At 42.2% G+C, this 16,274-nt stretch carries 15 protein-coding genes and 1 tRNA gene; 8 read left to right on the top strand and 8 right to left on the bottom strand.

Translation table 11 applies throughout. The features are described from left to right. The 3 genes from L4D09_RS27350 to L4D09_RS27340 all read right to left on the bottom strand — a co-directional run. Positions 1-609: SanA/YdcF family protein (locus L4D09_RS27350; protein WP_428460699.1), on the bottom strand; the 609-nt coding region annotated here is incomplete at its 3' end. A 138-nt stretch (positions 610-747) separates the two neighbouring features. After that, a tRNA-Pro gene (locus L4D09_RS27345) sits at positions 748-824 on the bottom strand. Positions 825-962: 138 nt separating this feature from the next. After that, entirely contained in the window at positions 963-1,940 is a 978-nt protein-coding gene (locus tag L4D09_RS27340) for a ribonuclease T2 family protein (RefSeq protein WP_428460698.1), read from the bottom strand. A gap of 591 nt (positions 1,941-2,531) precedes the next feature. Between L4D09_RS27340 and L4D09_RS27335 the strand changes: the two genes are divergently transcribed. From L4D09_RS27335 to L4D09_RS27325, 3 genes are all read left to right on the top strand, one after another. After that, positions 2,532-2,834, top strand: a complete 303-nt coding sequence (locus L4D09_RS27335) for a hypothetical protein (protein ID WP_428460697.1) — start codon at positions 2,532-2,534, stop codon at positions 2,832-2,834. A 611-nt stretch (positions 2,835-3,445) separates the two neighbouring features. Then, positions 3,446-4,297: an ABC transporter ATP-binding protein gene (locus tag L4D09_RS27330; protein WP_428460696.1), complete on the top strand. Its 852-nt coding sequence runs from the start codon at positions 3,446-3,448 to the stop codon at positions 4,295-4,297. Continuing rightward, positions 4,297-5,139: an ABC transporter gene (locus tag L4D09_RS27325; protein WP_428460695.1), complete on the top strand. Its 843-nt coding sequence runs from the start codon at positions 4,297-4,299 to the stop codon at positions 5,137-5,139. The genes L4D09_RS27330 and L4D09_RS27325 overlap by 1 nt, the downstream gene beginning before the upstream one ends. Positions 5,140-5,196: 57 nt before the next feature. Here L4D09_RS27325 and L4D09_RS27320 read toward each other — a convergent pair whose 3' ends face one another. The 4 genes from L4D09_RS27320 to L4D09_RS27305 all read right to left on the bottom strand — a co-directional run bounded on the left by L4D09_RS27320 (position 5,197) and on the right by L4D09_RS27305 (position 11,058). After that, positions 5,197-5,400, bottom strand: a complete 204-nt coding sequence (locus tag L4D09_RS27320) for a helix-turn-helix domain-containing protein (protein WP_428460694.1) — start codon at positions 5,398-5,400, stop codon at positions 5,197-5,199. 108 nt (positions 5,401-5,508) lie between these two features. Continuing rightward, positions 5,509-8,343, bottom strand: coding sequence for an Hsp70 family protein (locus L4D09_RS27315; protein WP_428460693.1), 2,835 nt, complete (start codon positions 8,341-8,343; stop codon positions 5,509-5,511). A 220-nt stretch (positions 8,344-8,563) separates the two neighbouring features. Then, the gene (locus tag L4D09_RS27310; protein ID WP_428460692.1) at positions 8,564-10,399 is read right to left on the bottom strand and encodes an Hsp70 family protein; all 1,836 of its coding nucleotides are present in this window, start codon (positions 10,397-10,399) and stop codon (positions 8,564-8,566) included. Then, positions 10,399-11,058 (bottom strand): DUF2760 domain-containing protein, encoded by a 660-nt coding sequence (locus tag L4D09_RS27305; RefSeq protein WP_428460691.1) that lies wholly within the window; start codon positions 11,056-11,058, stop codon positions 10,399-10,401. The genes L4D09_RS27310 and L4D09_RS27305 overlap by 1 nt, the downstream gene beginning before the upstream one ends. Positions 11,059-11,403: 345 nt before the next feature. On the opposite strand from L4D09_RS27305, the gene L4D09_RS27300 reads away from it, so the two are divergent. Then, positions 11,404-11,757, top strand: coding sequence for a YajD family HNH nuclease (locus L4D09_RS27300; RefSeq protein WP_428460690.1), 354 nt, complete (start codon positions 11,404-11,406; stop codon positions 11,755-11,757). Between the two features lie 98 nt (positions 11,758-11,855). Here the strand turns inward: L4D09_RS27300 and L4D09_RS27295 are convergent, their stop codons facing one another. After that, the gene (locus L4D09_RS27295; RefSeq protein WP_428460689.1) at positions 11,856-12,149 is read right to left on the bottom strand and encodes a winged helix-turn-helix domain-containing protein; all 294 of its coding nucleotides are present in this window, start codon (positions 12,147-12,149) and stop codon (positions 11,856-11,858) included. 175 nt (positions 12,150-12,324) lie between these two features. On the opposite strand from L4D09_RS27295, the gene L4D09_RS27290 reads away from it, so the two are divergent. The 4 genes from L4D09_RS27290 to L4D09_RS27275 all read left to right on the top strand — a co-directional run bounded on the left by L4D09_RS27290 (position 12,325) and on the right by L4D09_RS27275 (position 16,085). Further along, positions 12,325-12,462, top strand: coding sequence for a periplasmic nitrate reductase, NapE protein (locus L4D09_RS27290; RefSeq protein ID WP_428460688.1), 138 nt, complete (start codon positions 12,325-12,327; stop codon positions 12,460-12,462). A gap of 71 nt (positions 12,463-12,533) precedes the next feature. After that, complete coding sequence (gene napA / locus L4D09_RS27285; protein WP_428460687.1) at positions 12,534-15,026, top strand: nitrate reductase catalytic subunit NapA; 2,493 nt, start codon at positions 12,534-12,536, stop codon at positions 15,024-15,026. A 10-nt stretch (positions 15,027-15,036) separates the two neighbouring features. Further along, positions 15,037-15,492 (top strand): nitrate reductase cytochrome c-type subunit, encoded by a 456-nt coding sequence (locus L4D09_RS27280; RefSeq protein WP_428460686.1) that lies wholly within the window; start codon positions 15,037-15,039, stop codon positions 15,490-15,492. A gap of 11 nt (positions 15,493-15,503) precedes the next feature. Next, positions 15,504-16,085 (top strand): NapC/NirT family cytochrome c, encoded by a 582-nt coding sequence (locus L4D09_RS27275; RefSeq protein WP_428460685.1) that lies wholly within the window; start codon positions 15,504-15,506, stop codon positions 16,083-16,085. Positions 16,086-16,274: the final 189 nt, after the last annotated feature.

The following is a 16,274-nucleotide window of genomic DNA, read 5'->3' as shown; positions in this document are numbered from 1 at the left end:
CTTTGGCTGCATATCTAATACATATAAATCAATGATGGCTTTGATTCGGGCTAGCACTTCTCTTATTCTGATTTTTATTCCGGCCAAACCATTAGGCTCAGGTACGGCTAAACAGATAGCATCTATGTTGTTTCTTTGTGCAATGAAGAGAGCTCGCTCACAATGAAATCGCTGAGTAATAATGACAAAATGATCCGCTTCGAATACATTTTTTGCTCTAACTACAGAGTCTAACGTGCGAAATCCAGCGTAATCTAACACGATATCTTGCGATGGGATCCCTGCTTTTAATAAATCACGTTTCATCGTCCAAGGTTCGTTATAAGAACGGTGGGCATTGTCGCCACTCAGTAGCAGTACATTGACTTTATCGAGTTCATACAGAGTTAACGCTGCATCCATTCGGTATGTGTAATAAGGGTTTAAAGATTTTGCAATGTATTTACTGGTACCTAATACAAGTCCAATTGAACGTGAAGGGATGTCTGAAGGTGCCTCAAAGATACGAGCAGAAGCCTGAGCTGATACCCATTTATCTATTAGTAGAATACTTGAGATAACAATAATAAAGAAAATCGCACTCATACGAAGAAGATTTAGCAGTCGCATAACAGCCCAAAAATGAAATTCACTACTTAAGTATACTACCTTAATTTATTGATAATGTTGTGTAAAAACAGCGTCAATTTATGTAATGAAAGGCAAGGAAGTAAGCAGGCGGGAAGGGGAAGTGATTAAAAAGCTTTTTGGTCGGACATACTGGATTCGAACCAGTGACCCCTACTCCCCCAGAGTAATGCGCTACCAAGCTGCGCTAATGTCCRCCAAAAAGCTTTTTATTCAAATGGTTACCTGAGTTATTTAGTCTACATTACCCATTGTCGAATGTAAGCAATTTGAGGCTAGAACTGTAGGCTTGATCTCAAATTGCTTTATTCAGTGCTTGATCAGGAAAGGTACACTCAATCTTCTATATAGATGTCACTATTACAGTTTCCTTTAAAGCTGCGAGCAGGCGGAGCAATGTTGAGGTTGCTGATTAGTGAATTTTGCTCTTCAAAGCGAAGGGGGAGGTTTAGTCTGATTTCTTGAAGGTATTTACCTTTTAAGCACGAAAGCTGTAAGCGTTTGACAGCTTGTTGACCAAGTTGATTTGATAAATAGCGCTGAAACTTGCTAACTGAAATTCGTTGGCCAATATGTTGTTTAATGTATTGGCCTATCGGCGACGAGTCAGTCTGCTGTACAAGGTGCGATGCCACTAAAAAATACTCGTCATCATTTCGTGACTGGCAAGTACCATGCTTTTTCCACTGGTAGGCGCCAAAGGTTGTTTGGTAGTGAAAATTAGGCATCCAGTAGGCTATTTCTTCTATAGTCTCAGCAGTAAGCGCCATAGTACTTGCTGGGGTACAGTAACCATATTTAATACCACACGACTTTTTGTTAGGCCATAAGCCGTGAAGTGTTAAGTGATGAGATGTTAGCTGATTATTATTTAATGCCGTACATTCAGGTTTTTCACCTTTGAAGTTGGCATGCTCACAAAAGCCTGGTTGCCAACTAACAGCCAAAACATAGGAGTCATGTTTATTGGGAACCGTACAGACTGAACTATCACTTTTTGTGTACTCTTTGAAATCAGCATTTCCACAGGTTAAGTTTACCCAGCGAGTTTGCGGCGAAGCGCTTTTGATATAAAGTTGAACCCAGTCCCCCTGTGGTTTATTGATGGCAATTGTTTGATAGCGCGTACCTATTTGAGTTGAAATATTACCAGGGTTCGTTTTCTTTTTGATTGATTGAAAAGCTGGGCAGCGCTCTACTGCCGTAAACGTTCCCTGTGCTTTGACAGAGGCCATAACATAGGCAGGGCTAACAGCGATTAAGCTAAAAGCGAGAAGGGATAAAGCTTTTAGGTGGCGAGTAAAGAATTGCATAATTGAAAGCATGTTAATTGAGACGTTAGTTTTTTATTATACTTAAGTAATCATGTCGTGTGGCATTTCTGGCATGATTTTATGTTTTGAATGGTGATAAAGTATAACTTGAATAACGAAAGTATTGCCGATTACGTGTAGGCATTTATGTCTCTGCCTAGAGCCATATGGGGTGAAATAGCACTACATGTGTACTTAAATGGATGATTGCTAAGAAAGGAAGCTCATCATTGTTGCTAAACTGTGCAGTGTGAGCCAAAATAAATTGACGAGTTAATCTTTATAAAGTCTGAATAAGCACAGATTTCGATTAAATTTAGGTTCACATGTTATCAAACTAAAGGTATCATCAGCCTATCTACTCGATGTGGTGTTTAGTATTTACCACTCTATCTGCCTTAGTCTGAACAAAGTGAACAGCAAAGAATGTGGTTAAACTAGATGGTGAACACCAGTCTGGTGAATTTATTTATATGTTGTAAACCCAAGATGCCTTTCTAAAAATATCGCCGATATGCATTTATTGCTACACGCTGGTGGTTTTGTCTGATGGTTAACAATGTTTAAGTTCGAATTTTAAGAGGTATATTCATGGATAATTTTGCAGCTGCTGAAAAAGCATTATCAGCAATGCTTAAAAGTGTTGACCAGAAAACGGGTCAAGTTAAAGAAGAACGCGCCGACTATCGTCAAATGTTAATCGATTTTGCTGATGAAGTTCCAGGACGTCAAAAAGCAGTAATTAAGCGCATGCCACTACATAAAATCAATAATCTGATTGCTGTATTGCATGAATTTAAAGAAGAAGCTCGTCAAGTACGCATGAATGAAATTCTTGCTATGATGGAAAAAGAAGACGTGCATCCAGAAGACCTTCTACAAGGCAACGAATAATTCAAATATTAACTGCAATAGTGTGCGTAATTCACTTGCTTACGCTTACAAATGACCGATCGTCTCATTGAATAGTATAAGGACAAAAATATTCATTAGACTTATGCTGCCATTACACTAATAGGTGACGATCAAATTAGGCTTTATAGAGCCTAAACATATACCTCTTTTCTTATGTACCATGATTAATCATGGTGCATAATTTCTTATATTTTCTATTTAGCCCACTTTCAATCTTTCATATACCGTGAAAAATTCGTGCTGCCTACGCATAAATTAAATGGTGACGGTATATACTCAAGTCCCTGCAATAGATAGTTTCAGCGGGTTTTTTGAAAGACATCGTCATTTCTGCAAACATTCTTCTTGAAATTAATGAGTTGATATCCCTTTTAACTCAGTACCTTGAAGCTATATCAACCTATATAAGTACTTGCTCTGTCTTACGGGTTAAAACCTTCTCCTTGATAACAGCAATTTTTCCTGCGTAATACTTAGACCAATTACTCATCCAGATTGGTATTACTTTCGTATATTTGCTTCAATGCTTTGTTTGACTTTACATGTTTGGTATAAAATATCTGAAACTGACATGTATAGGTTAAGTAAGCGTGGAAACACTAGTTAAATCTGATTCTTTAGGTAAATCTTACGGGCGTTTTCGTGCCCTAATGGATATTAACCTTGATTTACGTACAGGGCAGGTATTGGGCTTACTTGGGCATAATGGCGCTGGTAAATCTACCTTAATAAAGAGCATCTTAGGGGCTCATRGTTATGAAGGGAACCTTGCCGTTTTGGGCTTAGAGCCGCAGAAACAACGAGTTAATATCGTTCAACAGCTAGCATATATCTCCGATGTTGCAGTGTTACCTGAGTGGATGACTGTCAAACAAATTATCAAATATATCTCGGGTGTTCATGGTGCTTTCGACCAGAAAAAGGTACACGCGTTTTTGTCTCAAACCGATATCCAACAAAAGACAAAGATTGGGCGTTTGTCAAAAGGGATGAAGGTTCAGCTGCATCTTGCTTTGGTTATGTCTACAGATGTGAAATTACTTATTTTAGATGAGCCAACTTTAGGCTTAGATTTAATGTTCCGTGAGAAATTTTACCAGCAGTTAATGGCGTGGTTTAAAGAGGGTGATAGGGCTTTAATTATAGCAAGCCACGAGGTGGATGAAATCGACCATTTACTTACGGATGTATTAATACTTAAGCGTGGTAAATCAGTGGTTAGTGGTGACATTGATACAGTTATTAATCGATACTGTAAAGTGACTGTGCCTGACAGTAAGTTAAAGCAAGCTCAATCAGCTCGTCCGATATATATTCAACAAGGTGTTAATTCATCGGTGTGTATGTATGAAGTAACAAAGAACGATAAAATGGCATCACTTGGAGAGGTTGTAAAGCCTACACTTGCCGAGATATTTATTGCCGTGCAGCAGGAGGCATAATGAAAAAGCTAATGACGCTTTTAGAAAAAGAGCTTATAGAATACCGTGTGGTCGTTAAGCTCCCTCTTTTTCTTGCCCTGTTTGCGGTGCTGAACTTTGCAATGGTAATGAGTGGCGATAACGTTTCTTTTTCGGTACAAACTAGCGGTGCAGGGCTGTTTGAATGGGGAGACAGCAGTGGTCAATTTGCTGGGCTGATTGGTAAACTGAATGAAATTGTTGCAGGTGTACTCTACTTAGTTTTGTTTCTAATTTATGTACCTAAAACGCTAAGGAAAGAAAAACAAGAAGGTAGCTTAATGTTCTGGCGCTCAATGCCAGTGTCTGATCATTTAGCGATTGGTGCAAAGCTGATCTTTGCTCTTTGTATTGTCCCTATTATTGCTTCAATATTATTACTTTTCTCTGACTTTATTGTTTGGCTGCTTGCAACGTTCTTTATGTCAGCAGATATGCTCGCCTCATTTACGATTTCACTAACATCGTTAGGGATTCATTGGGTGAGTTTTATTGGGCGTTTAGCTGTAATGAGTCTTGCTTTATTTCCTCTAGCTTGTGGTCTCTTTGTCGTTTCTCAGCTTACTCGTTACCCGCTTCTGACGGCTATTCTTGCCGTGGTGATGTTTAAAATAGCAATGTATCAAGTAACGGGCAGCAGTAGTGCTGGCGATGCACTCGCTGAAATATATTGGTTGCCTGCATCCATTTTAACCAGTGCGGTACCGATAGATACTTATGTCAATTTCGGCCTATTTAACAATGTAATACTCATTGCTTTAGGGGTGGCATTATTCTATGCATCTGCATGGTTACGCGGTAGGGATGACATGCTGAAGATGTAACTCGTCAGAACGAGCTATTTAGATGTAAAAACGGAGAGCATTTGCTCTCCGTTTTTTTTATGCAGCTACAACGCTTTGAAGGTAATCGACTTCGCGTTTGTATTTACGTACATTGCGAGACAATGTGCCTTTTGGCACATCAAAACGTTTTTCAGCTTCATAACTAGAAAGGCCATCAAAGATTACCGCTTCTACTGCGACACGTTGATTATCAGACTTGAAAATTCGCTGAGAGATAATTTGAAATTGTGTTCGGTTCATTATAGTAGTACTCGCTAGGCATAAACGATTCGCCTCGCAAATGTGTCGAGGCGAAAAATTAGTTTTTATTTATGAGTAGAAGATTACCAGCTGAACCATAACAGAACCTTAATCGATTAAGCATAATCCTGTTGGTAGTGCATCACCGAATACGCGCTTAGTTTCACTCTCCGTCAGTACTTTGACGGTTGATACCATTTCGAGCCAACTTTCTGGCACTTTGCTGGATTTTAGCTTCTCAATCACCGCAGTTCGATTTATATCATCAATGTCTAATGTACGGTCTCCCGTCATCCTACACATCATAACTGCCGCAAAAGCGATGTTCTGATCCTTACGCCAATCAAAGTCCATTAATTCAGGTAAACAATAACTGACATGCTCCGCACTGAGTAAATTATGCGCACTTCCATAGAAAGGGCTACGTGTAGCAATTCGCCCAATAGCCCACCAATGCGCTTGCGCATATTGCGTTTTTTGTAACCGGCCAAAAATCCATTCAATAAGCTGAAGCTTTTTATCGAATGGTAGATTTTCAAGCGATGCAGCAAGACGAACCATATCTTCGTAACTGCGTTCTTGCATCTCTTTGGCTAGCTTGCTGTCACGAACGGCGCTTGGGTTTATGTACTTGGCGATGTCTTTGTAAATAACCAGCTGTTGTTCTTGATTCAAGCCTCCAGAGACACGTCGCCAAAATGTCCACCAGTCGCTCCATGTTTGAGTATTGCTATCAAACTGAATGCCGTGTTGGTAGAGTGCCCATACTTGCTCCATTCGCCACTCATCTGATGGATAACCAAATCCAGGACGTAAGGTAAAGCCTGCGAGCTTCAGCCAATTTCGTTCGTGAATATCAGAGCGTCTACGCCGTTTCTTACTTTCTAAAAGTGAGTTAGCAAGTTCACGTAACGCTGGTGTTTCCCAGTTATCACGCTTACCTAACATTTTTTCTAGTTGGTTACGTAAGGTTTTAATTGCTTTAGGGTCGGCATTTTTAGTACTGCCACCATAAGCTTGCTTCACTAGTGTAATTGCATCGTCAATTCGAGCGGGTAGGGCCGATTGTGCAAGGGTTGATGCCTTATCGCCTTGGTTTAGCTTGGCCAAATCTTTACGGATGGCAAATTCAACCTTCCAACGTTTAGCATCGTCTGTTGTACTTACACATTCTATTTGTAATGTACCGACTTCTGTTAACTGACAAGCTAAAGTGACCTCTTCTCGGTCTTTTTGGTTAGCCGCCAATTCAGCGCGATCACGCTCACTGTCTAATGTCGCAATAAATGGAGGTAGGGAGACAAAGCTATCACTATCAATGGGGAATAGCTCACCAGCTTGAGTGTGGCTATCATCTGTCGATGATACTAAATTAAATCTTACAGGCTCACCTAGCGTAAGTGCGAACTTGCGATCTTTAAGCCTGATTTCTGTACCTTCATCAATGCCTTTAGGGAGAATACATAAGCCTTGTTTATTTTTCTTTTTACCTTCTAAGGTTAGAAAGAAAGAACGGGCTGAACCTCCGCCAATTTTAAGCTGAGCGCCATGGCGCGCTTTCGCATAAGCGACGGCACCGTAAGCAACCGCTAAATCAGGGTGAGGGTTTACTAGCTCGGTGACGGTGTCACCCCGCCAGAGGGTAAAGGTATCTAATACGCGTTCCGAAAGAAGTGGGCTATTAAATACACCGCCATTAAGCAACACTGCCGCAGGAATTGCAGGTAGGTCTTCGTTTACAACTAAGTTGCTGCCGCTGAGTGATTCTCTGCAAACCGTATCATGTAATTCAATAAATTGAGCAAGGTGTTTACTAATGGCAGGATCTGCAGCATAAGGCAAACCAAATTCAACAACCGCGGCTTGGCGCTGGCTTGGCTGAACGTTGAAGTCAGTTTTTGGGAAAAAGCCGTTTAATGCAATGTCATGAACTTCATCGCGGGTAAGATCGATACTTTTTGCACCACCAATTAAACGTGAGCCACTTCCTAACATCGTTACTTTTGCTGTTTCGGGAGCATTACCTGCGAGAAGCTTTTCTTTTACTTTTCGGGTTTGTTGAATCAGCTTTGATAACCCTGACGCGCTGAGTTTCTTGGTCGCCCCGTGCAAACGTTGTTCAGCTTTATGAGCTAATGCTAAATCAATATTGTCACCACCAAGCATTAGGTGATCGCCAACACCAATACGGTCGAGCGTTAGTTTGTCGTCTTCAGTTCCGACCTTTATCAAACTTAAATCAGTGGTACCGCCGCCTACATCGCAAACCATCAGCAGGGGAATGTCTTTGAGTAGTGCTTCTGCGTTATCTTTATTTTTAGCATACCAGTCGTAACATACGGCTTGAGGCTCTTCCAAAAGCAAGATGTTATCGAGACCAGCCATTGAAGCAGCCTCAAGTGTTAATGCACGTGCAGCCTCATCAAAAGAGGCAGGTACTGTGATAACAACTTCTTGGTCGTTAAGTTTGGCATCTTGATGATGGTAATCCCAAGATTGGCGAACGTGGTTTAAGTAGCTAGCACTTGCGACAACAGGTGATACTTTTTCTACATTATTGTTCGACGACCAAGGCAAAATAGCCTCGCTACGGTCAACACCGGCATGCGATAACCAACTCTTGGCACTGACAACTTGCCGTCCTTCAACTTTGGCCCCTAGATCTCGTGCGAGCTCACCGATAATGGCATGCTTAATATCACCATTAACTTGTTCAATATCCCACGGTAATACCATTTGAGATGGGTCTATTTCGCCTTCTGCCGGGTGGTAGCGGAAAGAGGGCAGTAGTGGCTTACGCGCAACTTCGCCAGGAGCTATAAGCTGGTCAATTTCAAATATTGTAATTGGGCTTGATTCGAGTTCATCTGAAATAAGGGTGTAGGCAACAACAGTGTGGGTAGTCCCTAAGTCAATACCAACAAGATAACGAGGGGAAGACATGTATTTCTCCAGAGCTGATCGTTCTGATTATTTTATATGAAGGTTGTAGGTGAGTATCTTAACCAAACCTTGCCGGCAGTATTATACCTTTGGTTGATATAATTATCTGCGCCAACTCGTTGATTTCAATATTTACTTGAAGTTGGCGAAGCAACGGTCAATAAAATGTGAGTGATATAAAAAGAAAACGGCGCTAATAAATAGCGCCGTTTAGTATTACTTATTTTTCGCGAACATCAAATTCGACTTGCCATTTTTCACCGCCATCTGTTGGCAAGGCTTCGAGGCAAAGCGTACCTAGTTCCGTTACACGAGAAGCAAGGCGAACAGGGACAACTTCGCCCGCTGTTCGTCCTTCGACGACTGGCAGCGTTACCTGAATGGCAGGTAGCTCTTCCAGTTCTTCTGGCTGCCACCAATCAAGGTGCGTGCCTGCTGGGTCATCACGACGTACTGTCGAACCGAAGAATTTAAACTGAACGGGTTGGCCAATAACCAAACCAAATTCGCGGCTAGGCACGTCAGCATGTGTGCCTTCTTCCATACCAAATGGAGCAACACAAAGAGCTTCTAATGGCGGCTCCATACCAGGAATAGCAGGCATGGAGCTTTCAATACCAACATAGTAGCTACTTGCAATACCGCCACGAATACGAACGCCTTTGCCTTTACGCACAGAGCCGTAGTATGAAGCACCGCTTGCTACCGCAAGGTCTAAATCAAGTCCTTCAAGTAGTTTAGCTTCAGGGCTATCAGCGGTTGTGAGCCAGCTATTGATGATGGACAGTAAACGGTTAGATAGTAAGTCTGATTTCAGCACACCACCATTGAAAAGAATGGCACTTGGGCGAATGAAGCCGTCGTGAAGTTGCTCATACTTTTCGAAAAGCTCGTCAACGGCAGAAGACTGACGGCTAAGGAAACCTGCAACATGACGTGAAACCGCAGCGTCTTGAGCGTATGGAAGTCCCATTTGCGTAAGCGCACCACGCTGCATCTCAACAGGGTGTTCTTCAATGTTGTTACGAGGGAAGAAACCTTCGACCAATGTTTGCTGAACTTCTTCTTGAGTTAGCTCAGTTTGCAGCGTACCACCAAGAAGCTTAGAGCCTCGGCTTGGGACAACAATAGGCATTGATTGCAAATTTGCATCGCTAAGAAGCGCTTCTTTTGCATCACGGCAAGCATGCGTAATTGCTTGGACCTGCCAAGGCTGAAGTTGCTTACCTTCTTGAGCCAGCTTCATCTTTAAGCGGTAGGCCAGCGCCAGATCCATGTTGTCGCCACCAAGAAGGATATGATCACCAACCGCAACACGGTTAAGCGTCAGGTTGCCATCTTCTTCTGTTACTGCAACAAGTGAAAGGTCTGTAGTACCACCACCAATATCAACAACCAAAATGACATCACCAACGTTTACTTGGTCGCGCCATGTGTCATCGTTGTTTTTCAGCCAGCTATATACAGCTGCCTGTGGTTCTTCTAGCAATGTCATGTGCTTGAAGCCCACTTCACGTGCAGCTTCAGCGGTTAGTTCACGTGCTGCTGGGTCAAAAGACGCAGGAACAGTAATGGTGACATCTTGATCAAACAACGGTGTTTCTGGGTGTTGATGATTCCAAGCATCCGCAAGGTGGGCTAGGTAATTACGTGTTGCTTCTAGCGGCGACGCTTTTACTACTTCGTCAGGGCTATTAAGTGGCAAAAATGCATCACGACGATTAACGCCACCGTGGCAAAGCCAACTTTTTGCACTTGCAATCAAGCGAATCGGGGTTTTGCTACCCAGAGAGCGCGCCATAGCACCAACGATTGCGGTAGGCTGGGTGCTCCATGGAAGCGCCGTATCACCTTCCGCAAGCTCAGATTCGTGGGCTTGATACATAAATGAAGGAAGTTGATCTTTTTCTTCGACATTGCCTGGTGTTGTTAATTGAGCAATAGGCATAACGCTGACGCTTGCGTCTTCATCTTGAAGATCAACGTATGATAAAACACAGTGCGTAGTACCTAAGTCGATACCAACACTGTAACGGTGTTCTTGAATATCTTGCATTACAGTTCAACCTCAGCGGCGGCAACAACGTGTGCATCATGGCCTTCAGCCAGTTTTGGCAATTTAACGTTCGTTACTTTCCAACCGCGGTGGATAAGGGTTCCAGTGAAAGGTGCTTCGCCAACAACGTTACCTGTTAATCGTACTTCAGATGCATTAAAGCCTTGTGGCAGAGTAATGCGAGTTTCTTCTTCTTCATTACGAACAGGAGCAAAGCTGAAATATTCGTTAAGGACTTTTTGTCCGCCTTCGTGAATAACACGGGCAGCAGCGCCGATTTCTGCATCAGCGAAGCCTTTGAGGTCTTCTTGCATGAAATCGATAAAGCGTGCTTCTTGTTGAAGTAGCGATAATAGCTGTAGGGCAGAATCAGGCGTTGATGTTTTTAGTTTTGGTTCAACTTCAACAATTTTCTCAACAATCTTTTCTACTTCGACAACTTTTTCTACTTCAATAATTTTCTCGACAGGTTTTTCAACCTCAACGATTTTTTCGACTTCTTTCTCAACAACTTTCTCGATTTCAACAGGCTTGCCTTTCTTGGCAATATATAGAACCAGCATGACAGCCAGAAGGCCACCAAGCCAAGCGTGTCCCATATCAATCGTTGTCGGCATTGCCGATAAATCTACAGTTAGTTCAGAAAAATCAAAAGCCATATCCGTCTTCTCTATGCAGTGAAATAGTGGTTCACAATTAATATTTTGGGTCGAATGTTATCATAATCAAGTTGCATTATATCGAAACCCGTCATTTTTTTGCCTCAATTGAAGCATTTAGCTTTTCTATAGCTCGAATTGTAAACAAAATAGGTTTGACAGGATATTGTCATAGTCTCTATAGGTACGTGATACCCTGTAAATTACACGATTTAGTACCTTCACTATTAGCGTATTTTTATGACATTCGTTGCGTTAATTCATAAATTTATGCATTCGAAGCGAGCATTGCGTGAAAAATTAGGTAAAATCATGGCTGATTTAGACTGAATTTTGGGTGTTAACATGTCATCAGATTTTTACGGAACAAGTGCCGCATATGCGCGACAAGAACAAGGTTACCGAGAAAAAGCGCTGAAGCTATATCCTTGGGTGTGCGGACGTTGTTCTCGTGAATTTGTATATTCAAACCTTCGTGAACTGACTGTTCACCATGTTGATCACGACCACACGAACAACCCTACTGATGGAAGCAACTGGGAATTACTTTGCTTATTTTGCCACGACCATGAACATGAAAAGTACACGGAAGCTGACAATCAAATGGGCAGTGTTGTAAAAGCGGGTGAGAATGATCATGAAGCGGCGACGTTTAATCCTTTTGCTGATTTAAAAGCAATGATGAATAAGAAAAAATAACACCGCATCGTGTTTGTTTATTGAATTGCTTATTAAAAAATATAACGAGAAGGTGGTGAGGTTGATAACAAACTATCAATTGGCCCCCTTTCTCGTTGTTATGGGTAGTCAAGCACTGATTTAATGTCAGTAATGTTTTCTGTTACCCACTGTTTATTTATTGCCCCCCAGTCACTGATTTCATAGTTACCACTTCGATTTCTTTCTCCCTCCGTTTGTACAAACTGACAGACAACATCAAGTTCAGCCAAACTTTTAATTGTATCTTGCGCAGTACGGCGCGGCATGCCCGTGTACTCGAGAATACCCGGGACAGTCGAGATACCTGTATCAATGAGGTATGCCACATACAGTCGTCGATAGAAACTGGTCTTGGTTTTGCTTACTTGCACGCTAACGTCCTTAAATCATTGTCTATTTATGTTTATTTTAACACCGTTAACCCACGATAACATTATTCGGGCTTCTGAGCGCTACTCAGCTTTATTCGTATTTTCTACTTAGAAGGTTATCAATTTCATGGAAGCTAACTAGAGTTACCTGTATGTACTTTTTAAGGAACGTGTGATGACAGAGCAAAATCGGCAGCGTTCAGAGTTAAAAGCTTTCTTGTTTATTACCGTCATTCTATTCCCTATTTTAGCCGTTGCAGTCGTTGGCGGTTACGGGTTTTTTGTGTGGTTTTTACAAGTGGTGACTGGGTAGCGCTTCGTTAACTATATAGAAGTGCAGGAAAAAGATACGTAAATGTGTAGCAATAGATTGGAGAGGTCATAATGAAATGTTCTCGGCGTAAATTTCTAAAAGCACAAGCCGCTGCCTCAGCAGCTGCCGCGGCGGGGATGTCGATTCCCGTCGTCGCGAGTAATGTTGTTACTGATGGATCACTGACACAGCTCGATTGGGAAAAAGCGCCGTGCCGTTTCTGTGGTACGGGTTGTTCAGTTAATGTCGGTGTCAAAGATGGAAAGGTCGTTGCTACTCATGGTGATATAAAGTCACCGGTTAATCGTGGCCTGAATTGCGTTAAAGGCTACTTCTTATCGAAAATCATGTATGGCGATGACCGCCTTATGCAGCCATTACTGCGAATGAAAGACGGGAAGTATGACAAAGAGGGTGATTTTACAGCCATCAGTTGGGATCAAGCTTTCGATATTATGGCCGAAAAATGGAAAGCGACATTGAAAGATAAAGGTCCAGAGGGCATTGGCATGTTTGGTTCTGGCCAGTGGACGATTTATGAAGGGTATGCGGCATCAAAATTAATGAAAGCGGGCTTCCGTTCTAATAACATCGAACCCAATGCTCGTCACTGTATGGCGTCTGCTGTCGTCGGATTCATGCGTACCTTTGGTATTGATGAACCGATGGGCTGTTATGATGACATTGAAGAAGCTGATGCTTTTGTCTTATGGGGCTCAAATATGGCTGAAATGCACCCCATATTATGGACCCGAGTAACAGATAGAAGGCTGTCGAACCCTGGCGTTAAAGTATCTGTACTTTCTACTTTTGAACACCGAAGCTTTGAGTTAGCTGATATTCCGATTATTTTTACCCCTCAATCTGATCTTGCGATCCTAAACTTCATTGCCAATTACATTATTAGTAATGATAAGGTGAATAAAGACTTCACCGATAAGCATGTGAATTTTAGACGAGGAGCAACCGATATTGGTTATGGTCTTCGTCCAGAAAACCCATTGCAGCAACAAGCGAAAAATCCAGATAGTGGTGATTCGGAGCCAATGACGTTTGATGAGTTCAAGTCATTTGTCTCTGAATATACCGTCGAAAAAGCCAGTGAAATGTCTGGTGTGCCAACGCATAAATTAATTGAGTTGGCAGAACTGTATGCCGACCCAAAAGTTAAAGTCATGTCTTTCTGGACCATGGGCTTCAATCAACACACCCGAGGTGTCTGGTGTAATAATTTGGTATATAACATCCACCTACTTACCGGGAAAATATCTACACCAGGAAATAGTCCGTTTTCCTTAACGGGGCAGCCATCAGCCTGTGGTACGGCGCGAGAAGTAGGGACATTTTCGCATCGACTACCAGCCGACTTAGTTGTGGCAAACCCAGAGCACCGGAAAACAGCAGAGAAAATTTGGAAACTGCCTGATGGTACTATTCCAGGAAAAGTTGGTGCGCATGCGGTCTTACAGAGTCGAATGCTAAAAGACGGGAAAATTAATGCTTATTGGATTCAAGTAAATAACAATCTTCAAGCTGCCGCAAATATTAATGAGGAAACGTTACCGGGCTATCGCAATCCTGACAATTTCATTGTCGTGTCTGATGCTTATCCTACTGTGACGGCTCAGGCCGCAGATTTGATCTTGCCCGCTGCTATGTGGGTAGAAAAAGAAGGCGGATATGGTAACGCAGAACGCCGTACACAGCTTTGGCACCAAATGGTGTCGGCGCCAGGTGAGTCGAAATCTGACCTATGGCAGTTGATGGAATTCTCTAAACGTTTTACTACCGACGAAGTGTGGCCAGAAGAGTTGCTCGATGCTAATCCATCCTACAAAGGAAAGACGCTTTTTGATGTACTCTACAAAAATGGTCAAATTGATAAGTTCCCGTTGGAAGATATCGCAGAAGGCCATGCCAATGATGAGTCAACCGAATACGGTTTCTATGTGCAAAAAGGCTTGTTTGAAGAGTACGCGGAGTTTGGCCGTGGCCATGGGCACGATTTAGCACCTTTTGATATTTATCATGAAACACGAGGGCTTCGCTGGCCTGTGGTAGATGGTAAGGAAACATTATGGCGATACCGCGAAGGCGCTGATCCATACGTTAAAGAGGGAGCTGGTTTTGAGTTTTATGGCAAGCCAGACGGTAAAGCCATCATATTTGCCTTACCGTATGAGCCGCCAGCAGAAAGCCCAGATAAAGAATATGACTTGTGGTTATCAACAGGGCGTGTTCTTGAACATTGGCATTCAGGGTCAATGACTCAACGGGTGGCAGAAATACACAAATCTTATCCTCATGCACAAGTATTTATTCACCCAGATGACGCAAAATCACGTGGTTTACGTCGCGGTGATGCGGTGAAAGTGATTTCTCGACGGGGGGAAATGATTACTCGCGTTGAAACTCGGGGGCGAAATAAGCCACCGAAAGGTTTGGTATATGTTCCTTGGTTTGATGCAAGTCAGTTGATTAATAAAGTCACGCTTGATGCAACCGATCCACTGTCAAAGCAAACTGACTTTAAAAAGTGTGCAGTCAAAATTGTAAAGGCATAGGAGAAACCAGATGAAACACTTCATTTCAGTGCTTTTACTGTTGTTTGCCACCGCTGTTATTGGCGCTACAGCAGTAATTAATGGCGATGAGCTTGCGACATTGCGTGGTTTTGCACTTAATCAAGAATCGGAACCACCTGCAATGAGTAAAACGCTCAATACAGATGTTATTCCCAAGCGTAGCTACCCAATGCAGCCACCGATAATTCCGCATAAGATTGATAATTATCAAGTTGATTTAAATGTGAACAAATGTATGTCTTGTCACGCAAGAAGCCGCGTTGAAGAAACTCAGGCGAGAATGATCAGTGTTACGCACTATATGGATCGTGATGGTAACTTTTTGGCTGAATTATCCCCTCGACGTTATTTCTGTGAGCAGTGCCATGTTGTTCAAACTGATGTGAAACCTGCGGTAGGTAATACGTTTACCGACCTCGATACGCTATTGAGCGAAACGAAATAGGGGGAAAGCGTATGTGGGGTTGGATAAAAAAATGGTGGACGTTAATTCGTTCACCCGCGAAGTACTTTAGCCTAGGTTTTTTAACTCTCGGTGGATTTGTTGCTGGTATCTTTTTCTGGGGGGCGTTTAATACGGGAATGGAATTTACTAATACAGAAACATTTTGTGTTAGTTGCCACGAAGATAACGTTTACCAAGAGATACAGGGAACCATCCATTTCACAAACCGAACAGGAGTAAGAGCAATCTGCTCTGATTGTCATGTCCCGCATAATTGGACAGACAAAATGGCGCGTAAAATGCAAGCATCGAAAGAAGTGTGGGCTTGGGTGACTGGTGCGATTTCAACACCAGAGAAATTTGAAGCACGTAGATTGCATATGGCTGAACGAGAGTGGACTAGGATGAAAAAGAATGACTCATTAGAGTGCCGTAACTGTCATGAATTTAGCTATATGGACTTTACTCAACAGTCAAAGCGAGCTTCTACGCAGCATGCGAGCAATCTTGCTGATGGAACTAAAACGTGCATTGATTGCCATAAAGGTATTGCCCACCATTTACCAGATATGAAAGGTGTGGAAGGCTTCTAAGCAAAACAGCTTGATGTACAGTGTTTTATTTGGGTTCTGGTCAAAACGGTTCTTTTTATACAAAAAGTTCTCTTTATGAGCCGTTTTTGACCAATATTCTGTTGACTAAAATTATAAAACCTTAAGCTTTTGATAGGGTTTGTACGCGCTTTTTGTCGAAAATAGAATAAGTACTCAATTATTGAGTAT

Source organism: Photobacterium makurazakiensis, assembly GCF_050336715.1.
Taxonomy (GTDB): domain Bacteria; phylum Pseudomonadota; class Gammaproteobacteria; order Enterobacterales; family Vibrionaceae; genus Photobacterium; species Photobacterium makurazakiensis.
This window is presented reverse-complemented; position numbering and strand designations above follow the sequence as displayed.